Annotated in this window: 20 protein-coding genes; 11 read left to right on the top strand and 9 right to left on the bottom strand. The window is 70.3% G+C overall.

Annotated features, from left to right (window positions below):
- Window positions 1–62 precede the first annotated feature (62 nt).
- Window positions 63–1,367, top strand: coding sequence for an acyl-CoA dehydrogenase family protein (locus H0B56_RS06965; RefSeq protein WP_180892388.1), 1,305 nt, complete (start codon window positions 63–65; stop codon window positions 1,365–1,367).
- A gap of 84 nt (window positions 1,368–1,451) precedes the next feature.
- Window positions 1,452–2,663, top strand: a complete 1,212-nt coding sequence (locus H0B56_RS06970) for an acyl-CoA dehydrogenase family protein (protein WP_180892093.1) — start codon at window positions 1,452–1,454, stop codon at window positions 2,661–2,663.
- A gap of 152 nt (window positions 2,664–2,815) precedes the next feature.
- Here H0B56_RS06970 and H0B56_RS06975 read toward each other — a convergent pair whose 3' ends face one another.
- The 5 genes from H0B56_RS06975 to H0B56_RS06995 form a co-directional block, all read right to left on the bottom strand.
- Window positions 2,816–3,277 carry a VOC family protein gene (locus H0B56_RS06975; RefSeq protein ID WP_180892094.1) on the bottom strand — a complete coding sequence of 154 codons (462 nt, stop codon included), beginning with the start codon at window positions 3,275–3,277 and terminating at the stop codon, window positions 2,816–2,818.
- Window positions 3,278–3,446: 169 nt separating this feature from the next.
- A complete protein-coding gene (locus H0B56_RS06980) occupies window positions 3,447–4,502 on the bottom strand; it encodes an alpha/beta fold hydrolase (RefSeq protein ID WP_180892095.1) in 1,056 nt (351 codons plus the stop codon).
- 162 nt (window positions 4,503–4,664) lie between these two features.
- Window positions 4,665–5,816, bottom strand: a complete 1,152-nt coding sequence (locus tag H0B56_RS06985; RefSeq protein WP_180892096.1) for an acyl-CoA dehydrogenase family protein — start codon at window positions 5,814–5,816, stop codon at window positions 4,665–4,667.
- Between the two features lie 9 nt (window positions 5,817–5,825).
- Entirely contained in the window at window positions 5,826–7,841 is a 2,016-nt protein-coding gene (locus H0B56_RS06990) for an ATP-binding protein (protein WP_180892097.1), read from the bottom strand.
- A gap of 35 nt (window positions 7,842–7,876) precedes the next feature.
- Window positions 7,877–9,490 carry a carboxyl transferase domain-containing protein gene (locus H0B56_RS06995; RefSeq protein WP_180892098.1) on the bottom strand — a complete coding sequence of 538 codons (1,614 nt, stop codon included), beginning with the start codon at window positions 9,488–9,490 and terminating at the stop codon, window positions 7,877–7,879.
- Between the two features lie 215 nt (window positions 9,491–9,705).
- Here H0B56_RS06995 and H0B56_RS07000 point away from each other — a divergent pair, with 215 nt between their 5' ends.
- On the top strand, window positions 9,706–10,296 hold the full coding sequence (locus H0B56_RS07000; protein WP_180892099.1) for an SACE_7040 family transcriptional regulator: 591 nt from the start codon (window positions 9,706–9,708) through the stop codon (window positions 10,294–10,296).
- A 62-nt stretch (window positions 10,297–10,358) separates the two neighbouring features.
- Entirely contained in the window at window positions 10,359–10,826 is a 468-nt protein-coding gene (locus H0B56_RS07005; protein ID WP_180892100.1) for a hypothetical protein, read from the top strand.
- Window positions 10,827–11,026: 200 nt separating this feature from the next.
- Here the strand turns inward: H0B56_RS07005 and H0B56_RS07010 are convergent, their stop codons facing one another.
- A complete protein-coding gene (locus H0B56_RS07010) occupies window positions 11,027–11,416 on the bottom strand; it encodes an acyl-CoA thioesterase (protein ID WP_180892101.1) in 390 nt (129 codons plus the stop codon).
- A gap of 22 nt (window positions 11,417–11,438) precedes the next feature.
- A complete protein-coding gene (locus H0B56_RS07015; RefSeq protein ID WP_219632376.1) occupies window positions 11,439–11,876 on the bottom strand; it encodes an acyl-CoA thioesterase in 438 nt (145 codons plus the stop codon).
- A 264-nt stretch (window positions 11,877–12,140) separates the two neighbouring features.
- On the opposite strand from H0B56_RS07015, the gene H0B56_RS07020 reads away from it, so the two are divergent.
- From H0B56_RS07020 to H0B56_RS07030, 3 genes are all read left to right on the top strand, one after another.
- Window positions 12,141–13,706, top strand: coding sequence for a PucR family transcriptional regulator (locus H0B56_RS07020; protein WP_180892102.1), 1,566 nt, complete (start codon window positions 12,141–12,143; stop codon window positions 13,704–13,706).
- A 154-nt stretch (window positions 13,707–13,860) separates the two neighbouring features.
- Window positions 13,861–14,976 (top strand): alanine dehydrogenase, encoded by a 1,116-nt coding sequence (gene ald, locus H0B56_RS07025; protein ID WP_180892103.1) that lies wholly within the window; start codon window positions 13,861–13,863, stop codon window positions 14,974–14,976.
- A 50-nt stretch (window positions 14,977–15,026) separates the two neighbouring features.
- Window positions 15,027–15,818 carry an NAD-dependent epimerase/dehydratase family protein gene (locus H0B56_RS07030; RefSeq protein WP_180892104.1) on the top strand — a complete coding sequence of 264 codons (792 nt, stop codon included), beginning with the start codon at window positions 15,027–15,029 and terminating at the stop codon, window positions 15,816–15,818.
- Window positions 15,819–15,831: 13 nt separating this feature from the next.
- Here the strand turns inward: H0B56_RS07030 and H0B56_RS07035 are convergent, their stop codons facing one another.
- Complete coding sequence (locus H0B56_RS07035) at window positions 15,832–16,023, bottom strand: DUF397 domain-containing protein (RefSeq protein ID WP_343063789.1); 192 nt, start codon at window positions 16,021–16,023, stop codon at window positions 15,832–15,834.
- 9 nt (window positions 16,024–16,032) lie between these two features.
- Entirely contained in the window at window positions 16,033–16,860 is an 828-nt protein-coding gene (locus H0B56_RS07040; protein ID WP_180892105.1) for a helix-turn-helix domain-containing protein, read from the bottom strand.
- A 137-nt stretch (window positions 16,861–16,997) separates the two neighbouring features.
- Between H0B56_RS07040 and H0B56_RS07045 the strand changes: the two genes are divergently transcribed.
- The 4 genes from H0B56_RS07045 (at window position 16,998) to H0B56_RS07060 (ending at window position 18,399) form a co-directional block, all read left to right on the top strand.
- The gene (locus H0B56_RS07045) at window positions 16,998–17,195 is read left to right on the top strand and encodes a hypothetical protein (RefSeq protein ID WP_180892106.1); all 198 of its coding nucleotides are present in this window, start codon (window positions 16,998–17,000) and stop codon (window positions 17,193–17,195) included.
- Window positions 17,192–17,395, top strand: a complete 204-nt coding sequence (locus tag H0B56_RS07050; RefSeq protein ID WP_180892107.1) for a hypothetical protein — start codon at window positions 17,192–17,194, stop codon at window positions 17,393–17,395. Before H0B56_RS07045 ends, H0B56_RS07050 begins: the two co-directional genes overlap by 4 nt.
- Window positions 17,392–17,604 carry a hypothetical protein gene (locus H0B56_RS07055; protein ID WP_180892108.1) on the top strand — a complete coding sequence of 71 codons (213 nt, stop codon included), beginning with the start codon at window positions 17,392–17,394 and terminating at the stop codon, window positions 17,602–17,604. The genes H0B56_RS07050 and H0B56_RS07055 overlap by 4 nt, the downstream gene beginning before the upstream one ends.
- Before the next feature lie 288 nt (window positions 17,605–17,892).
- Window positions 17,893–18,399, top strand: coding sequence for a hypothetical protein (locus H0B56_RS07060; protein ID WP_180892109.1), 507 nt, complete (start codon window positions 17,893–17,895; stop codon window positions 18,397–18,399).
- Window positions 18,400–18,431: the final 32 nt, after the last annotated feature.

An 18,431-nucleotide genomic window follows, 5' to 3' on the forward strand; every position in this document is an offset into this window, starting at 1 on the left:
CTGACGCCGTACCCACTCCGAAGAACAAGCAAGGCGGGCACCCGCCGAGGAAGCGCGACGCGATGGGAGCCGGTCTCGCCGCGCTGAACAAGGTCGCGAGCTCGCGGGTGATCGACAGGGTCGGTCTCCGCAAGCCGCTCGAGGACCTTGTGCACGGCTCGACGAAGTACGGCTTCCGTGCTGTCGGGGCGGCGAACCGCACCTTCCAGGCCACCCGGAAACTCGACAAGCCCGCCAGGCTCGGCCCGGCGAGCGAGCGCGGGTTGTTCGACCTCAACCCCACCGACGAGCAGCAGATGATCGTCGACACCGTCCGCGACTTCGCCGCCGAGCAGCTCCGCCCGGCCGCACCGGACGCCGACGCCAAGTGCCAGACCCCGGACGGGCTACTCACCCGCGCCGCCGAGCTGGGCATCGGGATGATGGGCATCCCCGAGGACGTCGGCGGGTTCGGCACGGAGCGGGACGTGGTCACCAACGTGCTGGTCGCCGAGGCACTCGCGCACGGGGACATGGGCCTTGCCGTGGCCACACTCGCGCCGTCCGCGGTGAGCACCACGCTCGCGCAGTGGGGTGACGCCGACCAGCAGGCCACCTACCTCCCGGCGTTCACCGGCGAGAACGTACCGGCCGCGGCCCTGGCGCTCGCCGAGCACGCCCCGCTGTTCGACCCGCTGCGCCCCCGCACCCGGGCCAAACGCACCCCGAAGGGTTACCAGCTGGACGGCGTCAAGGCACTGGTGCCCCGTGCCGCCGAGGCGGAGCTGTTCGTGGTCTCGGCAGACCTCGAGGGCCAGAACGGACACCGCCCCGCACTGTTCCTCGTCGAGGCCTCCACGGCGGGCGTGTCGACCGAGCCCGACCCCGCGATGGGGCTGCGTGGCGCCGCCACAGCCAGCGTGCACCTGGACAAGGTCTCGCTCCCTGCGGGCTCGCTGATCGCGGGAGGGGACCCGGACGCCTTCACCGAGGTGGTGCGGCTGTCCCGGCTCGGCTGGTGCGCCCTGGCAGCAGGCACCGGCAAGGCCGTGCTCGACTACGTCATCCCGTACGTCAACGAGCGGGTGGCGTTCGGTGAGCCGATCAGCCACCGGCAGGGCGTGGCATTCCAGGTCTCCGACATCGCCATCGAGCTGGAGAGCATCCGGCTGGTGACACTGCGCGCCGCGGCACGCGCCGAGCAGGGCCTGCCCTACGCCCGCGAGGTCGCACTCGCGCGCAAGCTGGCCGCCGACAAGGGCATGTTCATCGGCAGCGCCGGTGTCCAGCTCCTCGGCGGGCACGGCTACACCAAGGAACACCCGGTCGAGCGCTGGTACCGCGACCTGCGCGCCATCGGCGTGATGGAAGGCACGGTCCTGGTCTAGACGGGCACCTGCGGCCTGCTCGGCCCGTAGCCCCGGCAAGGACGCACTGCCCCACACACGACGTCAGTTTCAGGAGACACACTCATGATCAATCTTGAGATCCCGAAGAAGGCCGAGGCGCTGGTCAACCAGGCGTACCAGGCGGCGAACGAGGTCTTCCGGCCCATCTCCCGCAAGTACGACCGGGCCGAGCACAGCTACCCCTCGGAACTGGACATGCTCGCCTCGCTCATCGACGGGTTGAACTCCTCCGGTGAAGGCGGTGCCGGAGCGTCCGGCGTCCGAAAGGACGACAACGGCGAGGGCGGCAAGAAGAACGTCAACGGCGCCAACCTGCGTACCGTCGTCGGCACCATCGAGATGTGCTGGGGCGATGTCGCGCTGCTGCTGTCGATGCCCCGGCAGGGACTCGGTAACGCCGCCATCGCCTCGGTCGCCGACCCCGAGCAGCTCGAGCGTTTCGCCGGAACGTGGGCGGCGATGGCCATCACCGAGCCGCACTTCGGCTCGGACTCCGCCGCCGTGTCGACCACCGCCGAGCTCGACGGCGACGAGTACGTGCTCAACGGCGAGAAGATCTTCGTCACGGCCGGCGACCGCGCCGACTCGGTCGTCGTATGGGCCACTTTGGACAAGGACAAGGGCCGTGCCGCGATCAAGTCGTTCGTGGTGGAGAAGTCCCGTCCCGGCATCCGGGTGGAGCGCCTTGAGCACAAGCTCGGTATCAAGGCCTCCGACACCGCGGTCATCCGCCTCGAGAACTGCCGCGTGCCCAAGGAGAACCTCCTCGGCAGCCCGGAGATCGACACCAAGAAGGGCTTCGCCGGGGTCATGGAGACCTTCGACAACACCCGCCCGCTCGTGGCGGCGATGGGTGTCGGCGTGGCCCGTGCGGCCCTCGACGAGACGGCGCGGCTGCTCTCCGAGGCGGGAATCGAGGTCGACTACGACCGGCCTGCCAACTCCCAGCCCGCCGCCGCGGCCACCTACCTGCAGCTGGAAGCCGACTACGAGGCCGCCCATCTGATGACGATGAGCGCGGCATGGATGGCCGACAACCGCGAGCCCAACTCGCTGGAGGCGTCCATGTCCAAGGCCAAGGCCGGACGCTCGGTCGTGGACATCACGCTGCGCTGCGTCGAGCTGTGCGGCACCCTCGGCTACAGCGAGCAGAGCCTGCTGGAGAAGTGGAGCAGGGACAGCAAGATCCTGGACATCTTCGAGGGAACCCAGCAGATCCAGCAGCTCATCGTCGCACGCAAGCTGCTCGGCAAGAGCAGCTCCGAGCTGAAGTAGCAGGGGGTGGAGCCGAATGTCACGTTCGGCTCCATAGAAGGAACCGCGGTCACCCTGGCTCCATCGCGACGAGCATGAGCTGAGTGACGCTTTCGCTCCCGCAGATGGGCCGAAAGCGTCACTCAGCTCCCATCGCGAACCGTGCTCCGGGGTCAGCCGCCGAACAGCGCGGCGGCCCGCTCGGCCATCTCCTCGTCCGAGACGTCCTCGACATGGGTAGCGACGTGCCACGCGTACCCGAAGGGGTCAGTGACCCGCCCGACGCGGTCGCCGTAGAACTCGTCAGTCACCGGCTGCTCCAGCGTGGCCCCGGTCTGCACGGCACGCTGCACCGTCGCGTCGACATCCTCGACGTAAAGCATGATGGTCACCGGCGTGCCGCCGAACGCGTGGGGGCCGCGGTTGCCGAACTCGGGGTCCTCGTCGGCCAGCATGATGACCGCGTCCCCGACCTGCAGCTCCGCGTGCGCGATGCTGCCGTCCGGCGTGGTGAAGCGTTCACCGCGCTCCGTGGCGCCGAAGACCTCGCTGTAGAACCCGATCGCCTCGGCTGCGCCGTTGACGCTCAGATGCGGGATCACGCGCGGATAGTTGTCCGGAATGGGCTTGGGCATGGTCGTCACCTTCCGTGATGTGCGCCGTGGCCGAGTCCGTCGCGGGCAGACCACGAGGGGCTTCGGGCTGTGCCGAACATAGCGGAAGGCACCGACAGGAACCGGCGTTCGCGGACGCGAGCCGAATGACGCTTTCGGTCCCGCGGACGGACTGAAAGCGTCATTCGGCTCAACGCATCTGCTCGTCGAGGAACTCGTCGATGTAGCGCCATGTGGTGCGTCGCGCCGCGCGCCCGGTGATCACTCCGAGATGCCCGCCCGGCGCGGACTCGAACCGCACCGACGGTGCTCCGTCGAGCAGGCCGACGAGCCGCTCCACAGCTCCGCGCGGCGCGATGACGTCGTTCTCCCCGGCGATGACCAGGGTCGGCACCGTCACACCGGACAGCGATATCACCCTGCCACCGAGGTCCACAGTGCCCTCGGCGAGGTCGTTCGCGCGGAAGAACCGGTGGTAGAGCTGCCCGAACGTGCGTCCGGGATAGGCCAGCATGCTTGCCATGAAACGATCGACAGCCTCGATCTGGGCGAGGTAGTCGCGGTCGTCCAGGTTCTTCATGATCGCCAGCGGCTTGGTGATCTCCTTGTCGATCCCGGTGAGCCGGAACGCCTGGGTGACAAGACCCGCCGGGGCACCGCCGAGCGCGCGGTAGACGGGGGTGAGGATGTGCCCGCCCGTCACGTCCACCAGCGGCCGGAACGGCGCGACCAGCGGGATCTGGGTGAAGTCGAAGGGCGAGGCGACCGTGGTGATCGACTTGATGGGCAGGTCGGCGCGGTCCGCCGCGGTCAGCAGCGAGAAGATGCCGCCGAGGCACCACGCGACCACGTGCACATCCCGGCCACCGGAGTCGGCGTGCACCTTCTCGATCGCCTTCGGCAGCACCTCGTCGATCCAGTGCTCCACGCCGAGGTTGCGGTCGGAGAAGGAGACGTTGCCGTAGTCGACCAGGTAGGTGCGGCGACCGGCACCGACGAGGTGCTCGGCGAGGCTGCAGCCCCTGCGCAGGTCGAAGCACAGGGCGGGCGCGGCCAGCGGCGGCACGAGCAGGACCGGTTCGCCGCCCGGCTCGTCGCCGTGCGCGGTGAACCGGTACACCGACCGCAGTGGCCCCTGATCGATGAGCACCCTCGGCATCGGGCGGAGGTCGGCGACACCGTCCCCGGCGACCTTGCTGAGCGCGTTCGACGTGGCCGCAGCCAACCGGACCGCGAGCGATGTCATCGAGCCTCCACCGGGAGTACCAACCGTGCGTACATGCCCGTCCACGATACGGCCGTGACGGCCGACACCATGTGCCGGAGGGCCCGACACGGCGTGCTCCACGACCCGACACGGCGTACCGAAAGGCCCAACACGGTGTGCCGGAGAGCCCGGCACGGTGGGTCAGAGTCCGAGGTCGCGGGCGATGAGCATGCGCTGGACCTCGCTGGTCCCCTCGCCGACCTCCAGGATCTTGGCGTCGCGGTAGAAGCGGCCGACGGGGAACTCGTTCATGAAGCCGTAGCCGCCGAAGATCTGCGTGGCCTCACGCGCGTTGTCCATCGCCGCGTTGGACGAGGTCAGCTTGGCGATCGCGGCCTCCCGCTTGAACGGCTCCCCGCGCAGCATCTTCGACGCAGCCGCGTAGTAGGCCAGCCGGGCGGTGTGCGTGCGTGCCTCCATATCGGCGACCTTGAACTGGATCGCCTGGAAATCCCCGATCTTGTGGCCGAACGCCTCGCGCTCCGCTACGTAGCGCAGGCACTCGTCGACGCATCCCTGTGCGAGACCGACCCCGATCGCGGCGATCGCGATGCGGCCCTCGTCCAGGATCGACAGGAACTGGTTGTAGCCCTTGCCACGCGCACCGAGCAGGTTCTCCTCGGGTACCCGCACGTCGGAGAAGGCCAGGCCGTGCGTGTCCGAGCAGTTCCAGCCGACCTTGGAGTACTTCGGCTCCACGGTGAAGCCGGGAGTCCCGGACGGCACGATGATGGTGGAGATCTCCTTGCCGCCGCCTGCCTTCGTACCCGTGACGGCCGTGACCGTGACGAACCCCGTGATGTCGGTACCGGAGTTGGTGATGAAGGCCTTGCTCCCGTTGATCACCCACTCGCCGTCCCGCGCCGTCGCCGTCGTGGCGGTCGCGCCGGCATCGGAGCCGCCACCCGGTTCGGTCAGCCCGAACGCGCCGAGCATCTCGCCGCTGCACAGCCGCGGAAGCCACTGCTGGCGCTGCTCGTCGGTGCCGAACCGGTAGATCGGCATCGCCCCGAGCGAGACCCCGGCCTCCAGGGTGATGGCCACCGACGAGTCCACCCTCGCGAGCTCCTCGAGCGTCACGCACAGCGCGAAGTAGTCGCCGCCCATCCCGCCGTAGCTCTCCGGGAACGGCAAGCCGAACAACCCCATCCGGCCCATCTGCGCCACGAGGTCGTACGGGAACCGCTCATGCTCGTAGTACTCCCCGATCACGGGGGCGACCTCGGACCGCGCGAAATCCTCGACGGTCTTGCGCAGGTCCTCGTAGTCCGAGTCCAGCCGGAAGTCGATCATCTGCTCTCCTCACGCCTCGCCCGCTGCGCCGTTCTCACCGGGGGTGACCAGGACCAGCGGTTCGTCAAGGGCCACCTGCTGGCCCGCCTGTACATGCAGCTCGCTGACCACGCCGTCGACAGGGGCGGTGATGGTGTACTCCATCTTCATCGCCTCCACGATCAGCAGCGCCTCCCCCGCGCTGACCTCGGCACCCAGCTCGGTCTTGACCGCGATCACCGATCCCGGCATCGGGCTGGTGACCGGCCCGGCGGCCTGCTCGGCGGCATGGCTGACCGCCAGGCGCGGCCGGTCGTCGACGGCCACGCAGCGCCCCTCGTGAGCCAGCCACAGCCTGCCGTCGGGGCCGAGGGCGCGGCGGTAGCGCCGCACGGCTCCGGCGTAGCGCAGTTCGAGGACCTCGCCGCGCTGGCCGGCCCAGCGTGCGCGCGCGGCCACCGGCTCGCCGTCGGCCACCTGCACGTGCGCCTCGCCGGGATGGCCGTGCACCCGTACCTCGGCCTCGGTCTCGCCCGCGCGCAGCAGGAACACGGTGCCCGCGCCGCCGCCGAGCCGCCAGCCCGTCGGGATGGCCCAGGGGTCGACGACACTGCCGGCCGGCCACAGCTGCAGCAGCCGGTCCAGCGCGGCCGCGGCGAAGAACTCCGCGGGCACGGCGGTGGCCTCGGCCGAGGTGAGCTCGTCGAGCACGCGCTCGACCAGACCGGTGTCCAGGTTGCCGTCCTGCACGTCCGGCTGGGCGAGCAGCCCGCGCAGGAACGGCACGTTGGTTCCCACTCCTAGTACTGCGGTATCGGCGAGCGCGCGGTCCAGCCGGTGCAGCGCCGTGGTGCGGTCCCGTCCCGCGGCGATGACCTTCGCCAGCATGGGGTCGTAGTCCGAGCCCACCACGGTGCCCGCCCACACGCCGGTATCCACTCGCACGCCCGCTCCCGCGGGCTCGCTGGTGTCGAGCACCATGCCCCCTGTGGGGACGAACCCGCGCGCCGGGTCCTCGGCATAGACCCGGGCCTCCACGGCATGCCCGTCGAGGGAGATCTCCTCGGAGGTGAACGGCAGCCGCTCCCCGTCGGCGACCCGTAGCTGCCACTCGACCAGGTCGATCCCGGTCACCAGCTCGGTCACCGGATGCTCGACCTGCAGCCGGGTGTTGGTCTCCATGAAGAAGAACTCCCCGGCAGCGGACTCCTCGCCGGAGACGATGAACTCCACGGTGCCCGCTCCGGTGTAGCCGACCGCGCGCACCGCCTCCACGGCGGCCGAACCCATCCGCTCGCGCGTGGCGGCGTCGAGCAGTGCCGAGGGGGCCTCCTCGATGATCTTCTGGTGCCGCCGCTGCAGGCTGCACTCGCGCTCTCCCAGGTGCACCGTGTTGCCGTAGGTGTCGGCCAGCACCTGCACCTCGATATGCCGTGGCGTGCGCACGAAGCGCTCGGCCAGCAGCGCGTCGTCGCCGAAGGCAGCCCGTGCCTCGCGCTGGGCCGACTCGATCGCCGGGGCCAGCTCCGCTGCCGAGGCCACCAGCCGCATCCCCTTGCCGCCGCCACCGGCCGAGGGTTTGAGCAGCATCGGGAACCCCACCTCCTCGGCGGCGCGGGCCAGCAGCTCGTCGGGGGTGCCGGAGATCCCCGGCACGACGGGCACGCCAGCTGCCGAGACGGTGGCCTTCGCGGTGATCTTGTCTCCCATGGCCTCGATCGCCTCGGCGGGCGGGCCGATGAAGACCAGGCCCGCCTGCTGGCACGCCCGCGCGAAGGCCGGGTTCTCCGCAAGGAAGCCGTACCCGGGGTGCACGGCCTGCGCGCCCGTGGACTCCGCGGCGCGCACGATGTCCGGAATGGACAGGTAGCTCCGGCGTGCCTCCGCAGGGCCGACGCGCACAGCGACGTCGGCCTCGTGCACGTGCCTGGCGTCGACGTCGGCGTCGCTGTAGATCGCCACCGACCGGATACCCATCCGGCGCAGCGTCCGGATCACCCGGACGGCGATCTCACCGCGATTGGCGACGAGCACGGTGTGCAGCACGGAAGAACCGTGGGTCGAACCGACAGGATTCATGGTCACATCCGGAAGACGCCGTAGCCGACAGGGTCAAGGGGCGCGTTGGCCGCGGCCGACAGGGCCAGGCCGACGACGGTGCGGGTCTCGGCCGGGTCGATCACCCCGTCGTCCCAGAGGCGCGCTGTGGAGTAGTACGGGTGGCCCTGGTGCTCGTACTGCTGCCTGATGGGGTCCTTGAACGCTTCCTCGTCCTCGGCCGACCATTCCTGCCCGCGGCCCTCCAGGGTGTCCCTGCGCACGGTGGCCAGCACCGACGCGGCCTGCTCCCCGCCCATCACCGAGATGCGCGCGTTCGGCCACATCCACAGGAAGCGGGGCGAGTAGGCGCGGCCGCACATCGAGTAGTTGCCCGCGCCGAACGACCCGCCGATGATCACCGTCAGCTTCGGCACCCTGGCGCAGGCCACCGCCGTGACCATCTTGGCGCCGTGCTTGGCGATGCCGCCTGCCTCGTAGTCCTTGCCGACCATGAAGCCGGTGATGTTCTGCAGGAACAGCAGCGGCACGGATCGCCTGTCGCACAGCTCGATGAAGTGCGCGCCCTTCATCGCCGACTCGGCGAACAGCACGCCGTTGTTGGCGATGATGCCGACGGGGTGACCGTGGATCCTGGCGAACCCGGTGACCAGGGTGGTGCCGTACTCCTTCTTGAACTCGGTGAACCTGCTGCCGTCGACGACGCGGGCGATGACCTCCCGCACGTCGTACGGGGTGCGGGAGTCGAGCGGCACCATGCCGTACAGCTCGGCGGGGTCGACGGCGGGTTCCTCGGTCGGCACCACGTCCCACGGCGCGGGCTCGGAGGGGCCGAGTGTGGACACGATGGACCGGACGGTGCGTAGCGCGTCGCCGTCGTCGGCAGCGAGGTGGTCGGTGACGCCGGAGGCGGTGGCGTGCACGTCCCCGCCGCCGAGTTCCTCAGCGGTGACTTCCTCGCCGGTAGCGGCCTTCACCAGGGGCGGCCCACCGAGGAAGATGGTTCCCTGGTTGCGCACGATCACCGCCTCGTCGCTCATCGCGGGGACATAGGCCCCGCCTGCGGTGCAGGAGCCCAGCACCGCGGCGATCTGCGGGATGCCGCGCTCCGACATGGTGGCCTGGTTGTAGAAGATCCTGCCGAAGTGCTCCCTGTCCGGGAAGACCTCGTCCTGGGCAGGCAGGAAGGCCCCGCCCGAGTCGACGAGGTAGATGCAGGGCAGGTTGTTGTGCAGTGCCACCTCCTGGGCCCGCAGGTGCTTCTTGACCGTGACCGGGTAGTAGGTGCCGCCCTTGACGGTGGCGTCGTTGGCCACGATCACGCACTCCCGCCCGGAGACCCTGCCCAGGCCGGTGATGATGCCCGCCGACGGCGCCTCGTCGTCGTACATCCCCTCGGCTGCCAGCGGGGAGAGCTCGAGGAACGGCGAGCCGGGGTCGAGCACGGCGTCCACCCGGTCGCGAGGCAGCAGCTTGCCCCGCTCGACATGACGTGTCCTCGCCTGCTCCGAGCCGCCCTGCCGTACCCGTTTGAGGCGGTCGTTCAGCTCGGCGACGAGCGCGGCGTGGCCGGCGTCGTTGCGCTGGAATGCCTGCGATCCCGGATCAGCGGCGGTGCGCAGGGTGACAGCGTCCATCTGGTTCCCACCATCGGGTCGATTACGTTAGTCATCGTTAACTGCGATCCCGATGTTAGTATCAACTAACTGGGAGGTCCAGCCCCGGCGACCAACTCGATACGGGCTGGACCCGCAGCTCACACGCGAGTGTCCCGCACCACAGGCCGGGACGCACCACAGGCGTGCCCGTCGGGTGGCAACACCCGCGCGCGGCCCGACGAGCCCACGAGGTGATGCAGGTGAGTGCAGGTTCGGCCGCGCAGGCGGTCCCGGCGACCCGCCGTGAGCAGATCCTCGCCGCCGCGGCCGAGCTGTTCGCCGCGCACGGCTTCCACGGGGTCGGCATCGACGACATCGGCGCCGCGGTCGGCATCTCCGGTCCCGCGCTCTACCGGCACTTCCGCAGCAAGGACGCGATGCTCGGCGAGATGCTGATCTCCATAAGCCGCGAACTGTTCTCCGAAGGCAAGGAGCGCGCCGCCGCCGCGGAGGATCCCAGCAAGGCGCTGGCCGAGCTGGTCACGTTCCACACCAACTTCGCCCTGGACAACCCCGCGCTGATCACCGTGCAGGAGCGCAATCTCGGCAACCTGCGCGAGGACGACCGCAAGCAGGTCCGCGCCCTGCAGCGGCAGTACGTCGAGGTCTGGGTCGGTGCGATCAGCGCTGCGGTGCCCGGCATCACCGAGGAGCGCGCCCGGTCGGCGGCCCACGCGGTGTTCGGCTTGCTCAACTCCACCCCGCACAACCGCTACGTGGACAGCACCGAGCTGGCCGAGCTGCTGCACCGGCTGGCACTCGGCGCGCTGCACGCCGCCCGTTGAGGTGACGGGCCCGCGCAGGATCGGCTACCCATTCGTCACCGGCTTCGTGTTGGATAGGAACCGTGAACCCTGACCGGCCTGACCGCCCGCGACTCGTCGACGAGGCCCAGCGCGCCCTGCTTGCCGTGCACGCGGGCGCCGACGAGCACGCCATCGACGAGATCTCCACCGAGCACGTCGGCGAGCTGGTGATGCTGTTGTTCGGCGAGTGCAGCACGATGGTGAGCGAGCTCGGCGACGGCGGTGCCACCCCGGTCCAGGTGCAGGTCTTCGACGAGGAAGGCACCGAGGTCTCCATCGACAGCGCCGACCCGCCCGTGCGCACGGCGGTGCGCACGCTGCTCGCCGAGGTACACGGCAACCCGGGCGCGGCAGCCGAGCAGGTCGAGATCGCCCTGGCCAACGCAGCCCCCGGGGAGGTGCGCAGCCTCGTGCTGCAGGCACTGCGGTGGACGAGCAGGCTCGGCGCCGAGTGCGTCAGCCGCGACCTCCCCGTCTCCCCCTGGCTCGCCGACACCCTCCAGGACTGACCCCGCCGGCACCCCGGGCCACGTCCACCCAGCGGGGTTGGAGCCCAATGTTTGGAGCCCAATGTGACATCCGGCTCGTTCTATGGAACCGCGGTCACCTTGGGCTCCCTCCGGCCGGCACGCGGTGGTGGGAGCCGAGGGTGACCTTGGTTCCCTAGAGGGAGCCGGCGGTCACCTTCGGCTCCAACGCCTCGGCGGGGTCAGGTGAGGCCGGACAGCGCGGAGCGCTCCGGCTCGGTGATGGCACGCGAGACGCCCGCGACGGGGTCGAAGGCCACCAGCACCGACTCGACGCGGCAGTAGCTCGTCTCGTCGTCGCGCACCTCGTGGGCGAGGGTGAACGACGAGTCACCGACGTGCCGCACGACCGTGTCGACCCGCACCCGCTCCGGCCGGTACACCAGCGGGCTGAGGTAGCTGATGGCGTGCTTGGCGACCACGACGTTCTCGCCGAGGTCACCCCCGCCGGTGGCCGAGGTCAGCATGTCCTGGCGCGCCTCGTCGACGTAGCTCAGGTACACGACGTTGTTGACGTGCCCGTAGGCGTCCATGTCCGCGCGCCGGAGCTGGATGGGGTACTGGTGCGGCATAAGCTGTGTCCAGAGTGCTCGGTCAGGTCGGCTGCTCACCGAGCTCGGTGAGCAGGGCCCGCTCGTCCCCGGTCAGCGGGCGCGACCGGCCGGCCGTCACGTCGAAAGCGACGATCGTCGAGGTGGCGTGGGCGTAGTGCGCCTCGCCGTCGACGATGTCGTGGGCGAGGTCGAACGAGGAGTTGCCCACCCGCGTGACCCGGCTCTCGATCCGCACCGGGTCCGGGCGGTAGGCCAGCGGGCGCAGGTACTCGATGTCGAGCTGGGCGACCACCATCCCCGCGGCCAGCGTGCTCACCCCGTGCTTGGGTGCGAGCACGCAGAGCATGTCGATCCGCGCCTCCTCGAGATAGCGCAGGTGCTGCACGTTGTGCACGTGCCCCGCGGTATCCATATCGGACCACCGCAGCGGGCAGTGGAACACGTGCGGCGCCTCGACCGTGACCGTCGCGGGATTCACCGTACTCGCCCCTCGCTCCTCGGAACCGATACCGCGAGTATCGCGCGGGCCGGCACGGACGGGCACGGGGTTGTGAGCGCCCCCACGGTGACGGTGCTCGCGATACCGGTTGAGGTGGGATGCGTCGAGGTCAGGCGGGGCCGGATACGGTGCGTATACTCGGCGCGTGAGCGAGAGCCGTCCCGCGCCCGCGACACCGGCCGCGCTTCCGGTGCCGCCCGCCCCCGCCGACCCCGGCGCGCGTACGGCCCGGGAGGTGTAGGCATGCGTTCGGTGCGAAGCGTCGTCGACCGTGTCGGCCCGACACTGCTGCACACCGTGAGCCTGCCGGACGCCGACCGTCCCGTGGGGGACGTGGTCATCGCCGAGGGACACCCGCACGCCAGGGTGGCCGCGGGCGACCTGGTGCTTGCGGTGCTCGGCGACTCGGTGGAGACCGCTGTCGGGCTGGTGCACACCTGCGGCGCCAACGAGGCGGCCGCGGTGCTGTGCAAGCCCCGGCTCGCGCAGGACGCCGAGGTGCGCAAGGCCGCGCGGTCGGCGGGGGTCGGGCTCATCGAGGTGCACGCCGACACCTCGTGGGCGCAGCTGGTGTGGCTGCTGCGCACGGTGCTCGACGCGATCGCCGACGAGGCCGACGCCACCGACGACACCCAGCCCGAGGCCGCCGACCTGTTCCGGCTCGCCGACGCCGCGGCATCCGTTGTGGACGCTCCGGTGACGATCGAGGACATCAACTCCCGGGTGCTCGCGTACTCGGCGCGGCAGGACCTCACCGACCCCGCGCGGGTGTCGACGATCATGGACCGGCGCATCCCCGACGACGTGCTCGCCCGGTTCCGTTCGCGCGGGGTGTTCCGGGAGCTGTCCAGGGGCAGGCAGACGATCTACGTCCCCGAGCAGAAGGACGGCACGCTGCCGAGGCTGATCGTGCCGGTCCGGATGGGCGGGGAGCTGCTCGGCTCGATGTGGGCGGTGGTCGACGGCCCGGTGTCCGAGGAGCGGGCCGCAGCCTTCGCCGACGCCGCACCTGTGGTGGCCGTGCACCTGCTGCGCAGGCGGGCGCACGCCAACACCCAGCGCCACGCCAACGCCGAGCTGCTGCGCGCGGTGCTGGAGGGCCGGGCGAGCCCGCGCAGGGCCGCGGCCGAGCTCGGGCTCACCGATGCCGACCACCGGGTGGTGGCGGTGGCCACCAGCAGGCAGCAGGGCGAGGGCGACGAGGAGCTCGGCGCGGAGGGACTGCGGCTGGCGCTGCTCGAGCGGCTGTCGGCCGGGATCGGCAACCAGACGCGGGCCACCGAGTTCGGCGGCCTGCTCTACCTCGTCGTGCCGGACGGCGGCTGGGCGGCGCTGCGGGACACGCTGGCCACCGAGCCGGGCTGCGAGCAGGGGTGGCTGCGCGCCGCAGCGGGCACGGCGGCGCCGGTCGGCGAGCTGGCACGGTCCAGGGGCGAGGCCGAGGAGGCGCTGGGGCTGGTGCGCGCCGGCCTGGTGCCGGGCGCGGTGATCGGTTTCGACGAGGTGTGGACGGCGCTGGCCCTGCACCGGGTGGCCACCGCAGCGGGTAGCGCGGGCGCGGTCGAGCTGGGACCGCTCGAGGTGCTCACCGAGCACGACAGGCGGCAGCACAGCGACTACGTCGACACCCTCTACGCGTGGCTGCGGCACCAGGGCGACCCGCGCGCGACGGCGCGGGAGCTGAGCATCCACCCGAACACGCTGCGCTACCGGCTGCGCAAGCTGCTCAACCTGACCGGTCTGGACCTGGAGGACCCGGAGACGCGGCTGGCGCTGCTCGCCCAGCTGATCACGCTGCGGTGGTCGTGACCGCGCACCACACCGCACCCCTGTGTTGTTCCACCACAACCACGGTCAGGGAACAACATTGTTCTCCCGGCATGATGACAGGCCCGTTCCGGGGGTTCATCGTGGTGTCAAGTACATCGCCATATCAACTGAGACACCGACCTTGGAGCCTGCTGTGCGCATCGCCGTTCCCCGAGAGACGAAGAAACACGAGTACCGGGTCGCGCTGACCCCTGCCGGCGTGCGCGAGCTGACCGAGCGCGGTCACGACGTGTTCGTCGAGTCCGGGGCGGGCGCGGGCTCGGCCATCTCGAACGAGGAGTACCTCGCCGCTGGCGCGAAGGTGCTGGCGACCGCGGAGGAGACCTGGGGTGAGGGCGAGCTCGTCCTGAAGGTCAAGGAACCGATCCCCGAGGAGTACCCGCTGCTGCGCAAGGACCAGGTGCTGTTCACCTACCTGCACCTGGCAGCCGACCGCGCGCTGACCGAGCGGCTGACCGAGGCCGGAACGACCGCCATCGCCTACGAGACCGTACAGCTGCCCTCCGGTGCGCTGCCGCTGCTCGCGCCGATGTCCGAGGTGGCGGGCCGGCTGTCCGCCCAGGTCGGCGCGCACGCCATGCTGCGCCCGTCCGGGGGGCGCGGGGTGCTGCCCGGCGGGATCCCCGGCGTGCACCCGGCGCGCGTTGCCGTGATCGGCGGCGGGGTGGCGGGCCTCAACGCCGCGCGGGTGGCGCTCGGACTCGGCGCCGACGTGGAGATCCTGGACACCAACGTGGACAAGCTCCGCGAGATCGACCACGAGTTCGGCGGCCGCATCCGCACGGTCACGTCGAACTCGCTGGCCCTCGAGCACGCCGCGCTGGAGGCCGACCTGGTGATCGGTGCGGTGCTGCTGCCCGGCGCGAAGGCGCCGAAGCTGATCAGCAACCGGCTGGTGGAGCGGATGAAGCCGGGCAGCGTGCTGGTCGACATCTCCATCGACCAGGGCGGCTGCTTCGCCGACTCGCGGCCGACCACCCACGACGACCCGACCTACCAGGTGCACGGCTCGGTGTTCTACTGCGTGGCGAACATGCCGGGCGCGGTCCCGCGCACGTCCACCTACGGGCTGACCAACGTCACGCTGCCGTACGTGCTGCGGATCGCCGAGCACGGCTGGCACGGCGCCTGCCGTGCGGACGCCAACCTCGCGAAGGGCCTGAACACCCACGCGGGCAAGCTGGTCAACGAGCCGGTCGCGACCGCGCACGGGCTGACCTACAGCCCGCTGGAGGACGCGCTGGCCTGAGCAGGCAGCGCACGCGGCAGGGCGTGGCGCTCGCGTAGCCTCGGGTGGCGATGGCGCAGCGCATCCTCATCACCGGAGCGGCAGGCAGGATCGGACGGATGCTGCGGCCGCGGATGGCATGCCGAGGGCGCACGCTGCGGCTGCTGGACGCCGAGCCGATCCAGCGGCCGCAGCAGCCCGACGGCGGCGAGCACGTGCGGGCCGACGTCACCGACCTGCCCGCGATGACCGAGGCCTGCCAGGACGCCGACGCGGTCATCCACCTGGCGGCTCTGAGCGGCGAAGCCGACTGGGAGACGATCCTGCGGGTCAACATCCACGGCACCTACACGGCGCTGGAGGCCGCGCGCCGGGCCGGTGTCCCGCGCGTGATCCTGGCCAGCAGCAACCACGCCGTCGGCTTCCACCCCATCGGCGACGAGGCCTGCCCGGACTACCTGTTTCCCCGCCCGGACACCTTCTACGGGGTCAGCAAGGCCACCGACGAGGCCCTGGGCAGCCTGTACCACGACCGGCACGGGATGGATGTGCTGTGCGCGCGCATCGGCTCGGCCAACGAGCGGCCGCCGAACGTCCGGGGGCTGGGGACCTGGCTGTCGCCGGACGACTGCGCCCGCCTGATGGAGGCGCTGCTCGACACACCCGATCCGGGTTTCCGGGTGGTGTGGGGCGTGTCGGCGAACCGGCGCAACCCCTTCTCGCTCGCCGAGGCCCGCGCGCTCGGCTACCGGCCGCAGGACGACTCCGAGCACTACGCCCACCTGGTCCCCGGCTCCGAGGACGAGCCGCCGGACGAGCGCATCGGCGGTGGTTGGGCCGTGGGGCCGGGCGGCGAGGGCTAAGGGCGGGCTCGGCTCACACCTCGTGCAGTGCGCTGGTGAACGCGCGCCAGGCGGGAAGCGGGAGGTTCAGGGCTCCGCCGTCGCGGTCCTTGGTGTCGCGGACGCGGGTCAGCGTGCTCAGCGCGACCTCGACACACGCGCCACCCTCGGAGTTGCTGTAGCTGGATGTGCGCCACCGCACGCGGTCGTCGGCCCGATCCAGCACGCATCCTCCTTACGCCATCGTCTGCCGCACCTCCTCGAGCAGCGCGACGGTCTCTACCGGTCCGAGCGCCGCGCCGAGAAGCCTCTCGAAGACCATGCTATACCGTTCGATCTCCTCGGGCTGGTCCAGGTAGCGGCTGTCGTCCAGGTCTTCGAGATACACCAGCCGCACCTCGGCCTCCGGCACGTCGAGCATCTCGAACGGCGAGTCCATCGCGGCGTGCGCGCCCGCGGTGAACGGCAGCACGTGCAGCGAGACGCGCGGGCGCTCGCTGAGCTTGAGCAGGAAGGTGAGCTGGTCCTCCACCACCTTGGCCCCGCCGACCATACGGCGGATCACGGCCTCGTTGAGCACGATGAACATGGTGGGACCGTCGTCACTGAGCAGCCGCTCCTGGCGCTCGCCACGACTGGCCACGGCCTGCTCGACGAACTCGGGTGTGCGGTTGGGGTTCGCGCCGGAGATCAGCGCACGGGTGTAGGCGGGTGTCTGCAACGGCCCGGGAACGAGCTCGCTGTGCCAGGCCCGGATCGTGGCGGCAGCGGCTTCCATCCCGACGAAGTCCTGCGCCCACTTCTGCACGCGATAGCGGGAGCGGCGCCGAGCCGTGCGGGCGAGCTCGACGGCCCGATCCCGCGCGTCGGCGCGGTCGTACAACCGCAGCAGCGCATCCACTTCCGACGTCTTGAGACTGCCCTTGCCGTGCTCGACACGGGAGACCTTGGAGACGTCGCAGTCCAGCGCCTCGGCCGCGTCCTCCCGCGACTGACCACACTCCAGCCGCAGGTCGTACAGCAGCCGACCCAGCTGGATCTTCGCGACCACCGGTGACGTCATGCATGCATTGTGCCAATCATTGATCGCATGTGCGAGTAACTAAAACTATCGAGTGAACTAAACAGCATTGCTAACTCGCACATGCGACTATTAATGTGCGATTCATCGAGGAACGGTGGGCGACGGAGGGAGAGGCGATGCAGGCGTTCTGGATCCTGATGCTGCTGGCGCTGTTCGGCACACCGGTGCTGCTGGTGGTCGTGTGGGACAGCATCGACCGGATTCGCAGCAGGGCCGTTGCCGGACGCCATCGGGCCGTCGAGCGCGACCCCGAGGGCTGGCCGCCGCATCGCCACACGCTCGCGTCCGATGAGGTCCGGCCGGTGCGGCGATGACCGGGGACCGCACCGACCTCATCGACCAGCTGGCGTTCGTGCGCGGCTGGTACGGATCGATCAACAAGCGCGAGCACCTTGACCGCGTCGGCGAGATCCTGCTGTTGCTCGACCGGATCGTGGACGGCGAGGACGTGCGCGTCGAGCTGGTCCACGGCGTCACGGGTCGATGCCACAAGCCGAACGGAGCGCGCCAATGATCCATCGTGACCACCACATGCTCGCGCGGTTGGCCTGTACACACCGCGAGATCACGGGGGCCGTACTGCGGATGGTGCGCTCCATCGAGGAGGACCCGCCCCCTGCCGAACAGCTCCGCGCCCTCGGTGGCTACCTCCGAGCGGTCGGCGAACAACTGGACAGCCGGGCCGAGACCGACGCCGAAACTCTGGGGTATCCCGATGACTGAACCAGCGCTGGGCGCGGCACGCCCCCTGTCCGCCGCGCCGACCGGGTTCCACTCGACGTGCTGGAGTACCCGGTAGATAGAGACAGGGACGGCGAAAGCCGGCTCGATCCGGTCACCTGATGCGGCAGCGGCGTCCAGCTCCCCGCAAATCCTGCGCGCAATTCTACGCCAATTGACCAAAATCGGACATTTCCGTAGTGTTGGCCGTTGCAGCCGCGTCCTCCGCGGGCTGGTGGCTCCCCGTCGGAGAGTCATACTCGACCCCATCTCCCGAGGAGGGATCCAACGATGCGACGGACGGTACTGGCGGGCGGGGCCACGGTACTCGCACTCGGCGTCATGGCGGGCCCGGCGTTAGCCAGCGGCGGCGGCCAGGGCATGCAGCAGCGCCCGGACGCCTGCGAGGGCCAGCACAACAACCTGCGCGGGCAGGCCGACCCGGTCGAACTCGAACCAGGGGACGTCGTGACCCGGACCTCCGATCCCGGCCAGGCCAACTTCGACGCCGAGTTCGACTTCTACCGCGTCGACCACGGGCTCACCGACTTCGACGAGACGGTCTACCGCGAGCCGGTCCGTCTCGGCCCGGACAACTACTGCCTCGGGCCGAGTAGCGGGACCGGCTCGTTCTGGTTCGGCGTCACCGCACCCGACGGCGACGGCATCCAGCACAAGATCGACCACAAGGGCAAGATCTGGCTCTACTTCGACGCCGAAGAGGGCTGGAAGTCGCTGGAACTCCAGTTCGACGGCAAGGGACAGCTGCGCCACGCCAACGGCGTCGCACCGCAGTAGATCCACCGCGCACGGCCTGCCGGGGCTGCCGG

Origin of the sequence: Haloechinothrix aidingensis, assembly GCF_013450155.1 — a bacterium.
Lineage (GTDB): Bacteria > Actinomycetota > Actinomycetes > Mycobacteriales > Pseudonocardiaceae > Haloechinothrix > Haloechinothrix aidingensis.

Bases quoted from the DNA above. Each gene is read 5' to 3' on its own strand.
- H0B56_RS06985 (WP_180892096.1), bottom strand. From the start codon at position 5,816: ATGATCGACTTCCGGCTGGACTCGGACTACGAGGACCTGCGCAAGACC.
- H0B56_RS06970 (WP_180892093.1), top strand. From the start codon at position 1,452: ATGATCAATCTTGAGATCCCGAAGAAGGCCGAGGCGCTGGTCAACCAG.
- H0B56_RS07010 (WP_180892101.1), bottom strand. From the start codon at position 11,416: ATGCCGCACCAGTACCCCATCCAGCTCCGGCGCGCGGACATGGACGCC.
- H0B56_RS07060 (WP_180892109.1), top strand. From the start codon at position 17,893: ATGCGACGGACGGTACTGGCGGGCGGGGCCACGGTACTCGCACTCGGC.
- H0B56_RS06995 (WP_180892098.1), bottom strand. From the start codon at position 9,490: ATGGACGCTGTCACCCTGCGCACCGCCGCTGATCCGGGATCGCAGGCA.
- H0B56_RS06980 (WP_180892095.1), bottom strand. From the start codon at position 4,502: ATGACATCGCTCGCGGTCCGGTTGGCTGCGGCCACGTCGAACGCGCTC.
- H0B56_RS07000 (WP_180892099.1), top strand. From the start codon at position 9,706: ATGCAGGTGAGTGCAGGTTCGGCCGCGCAGGCGGTCCCGGCGACCCGC.
- H0B56_RS07050 (WP_180892107.1), top strand. From the start codon at position 17,192: ATGACCGGGGACCGCACCGACCTCATCGACCAGCTGGCGTTCGTGCGC.
- H0B56_RS07030 (WP_180892104.1), top strand. From the start codon at position 15,027: ATGGCGCAGCGCATCCTCATCACCGGAGCGGCAGGCAGGATCGGACGG.
- H0B56_RS07045 (WP_180892106.1), top strand. From the start codon at position 16,998: ATGCAGGCGTTCTGGATCCTGATGCTGCTGGCGCTGTTCGGCACACCG.
- H0B56_RS07055 (WP_180892108.1), top strand. From the start codon at position 17,392: ATGATCCATCGTGACCACCACATGCTCGCGCGGTTGGCCTGTACACAC.
- H0B56_RS07020 (WP_180892102.1), top strand. From the start codon at position 12,141: ATGCGTTCGGTGCGAAGCGTCGTCGACCGTGTCGGCCCGACACTGCTG.
- H0B56_RS06965 (WP_180892388.1), top strand. From the start codon at position 63: ATGGGAGCCGGTCTCGCCGCGCTGAACAAGGTCGCGAGCTCGCGGGTG.
- H0B56_RS07040 (WP_180892105.1), bottom strand. From the start codon at position 16,860: ATGACGTCACCGGTGGTCGCGAAGATCCAGCTGGGTCGGCTGCTGTAC.
- H0B56_RS06975 (WP_180892094.1), bottom strand. From the start codon at position 3,277: ATGCCCAAGCCCATTCCGGACAACTATCCGCGCGTGATCCCGCATCTG.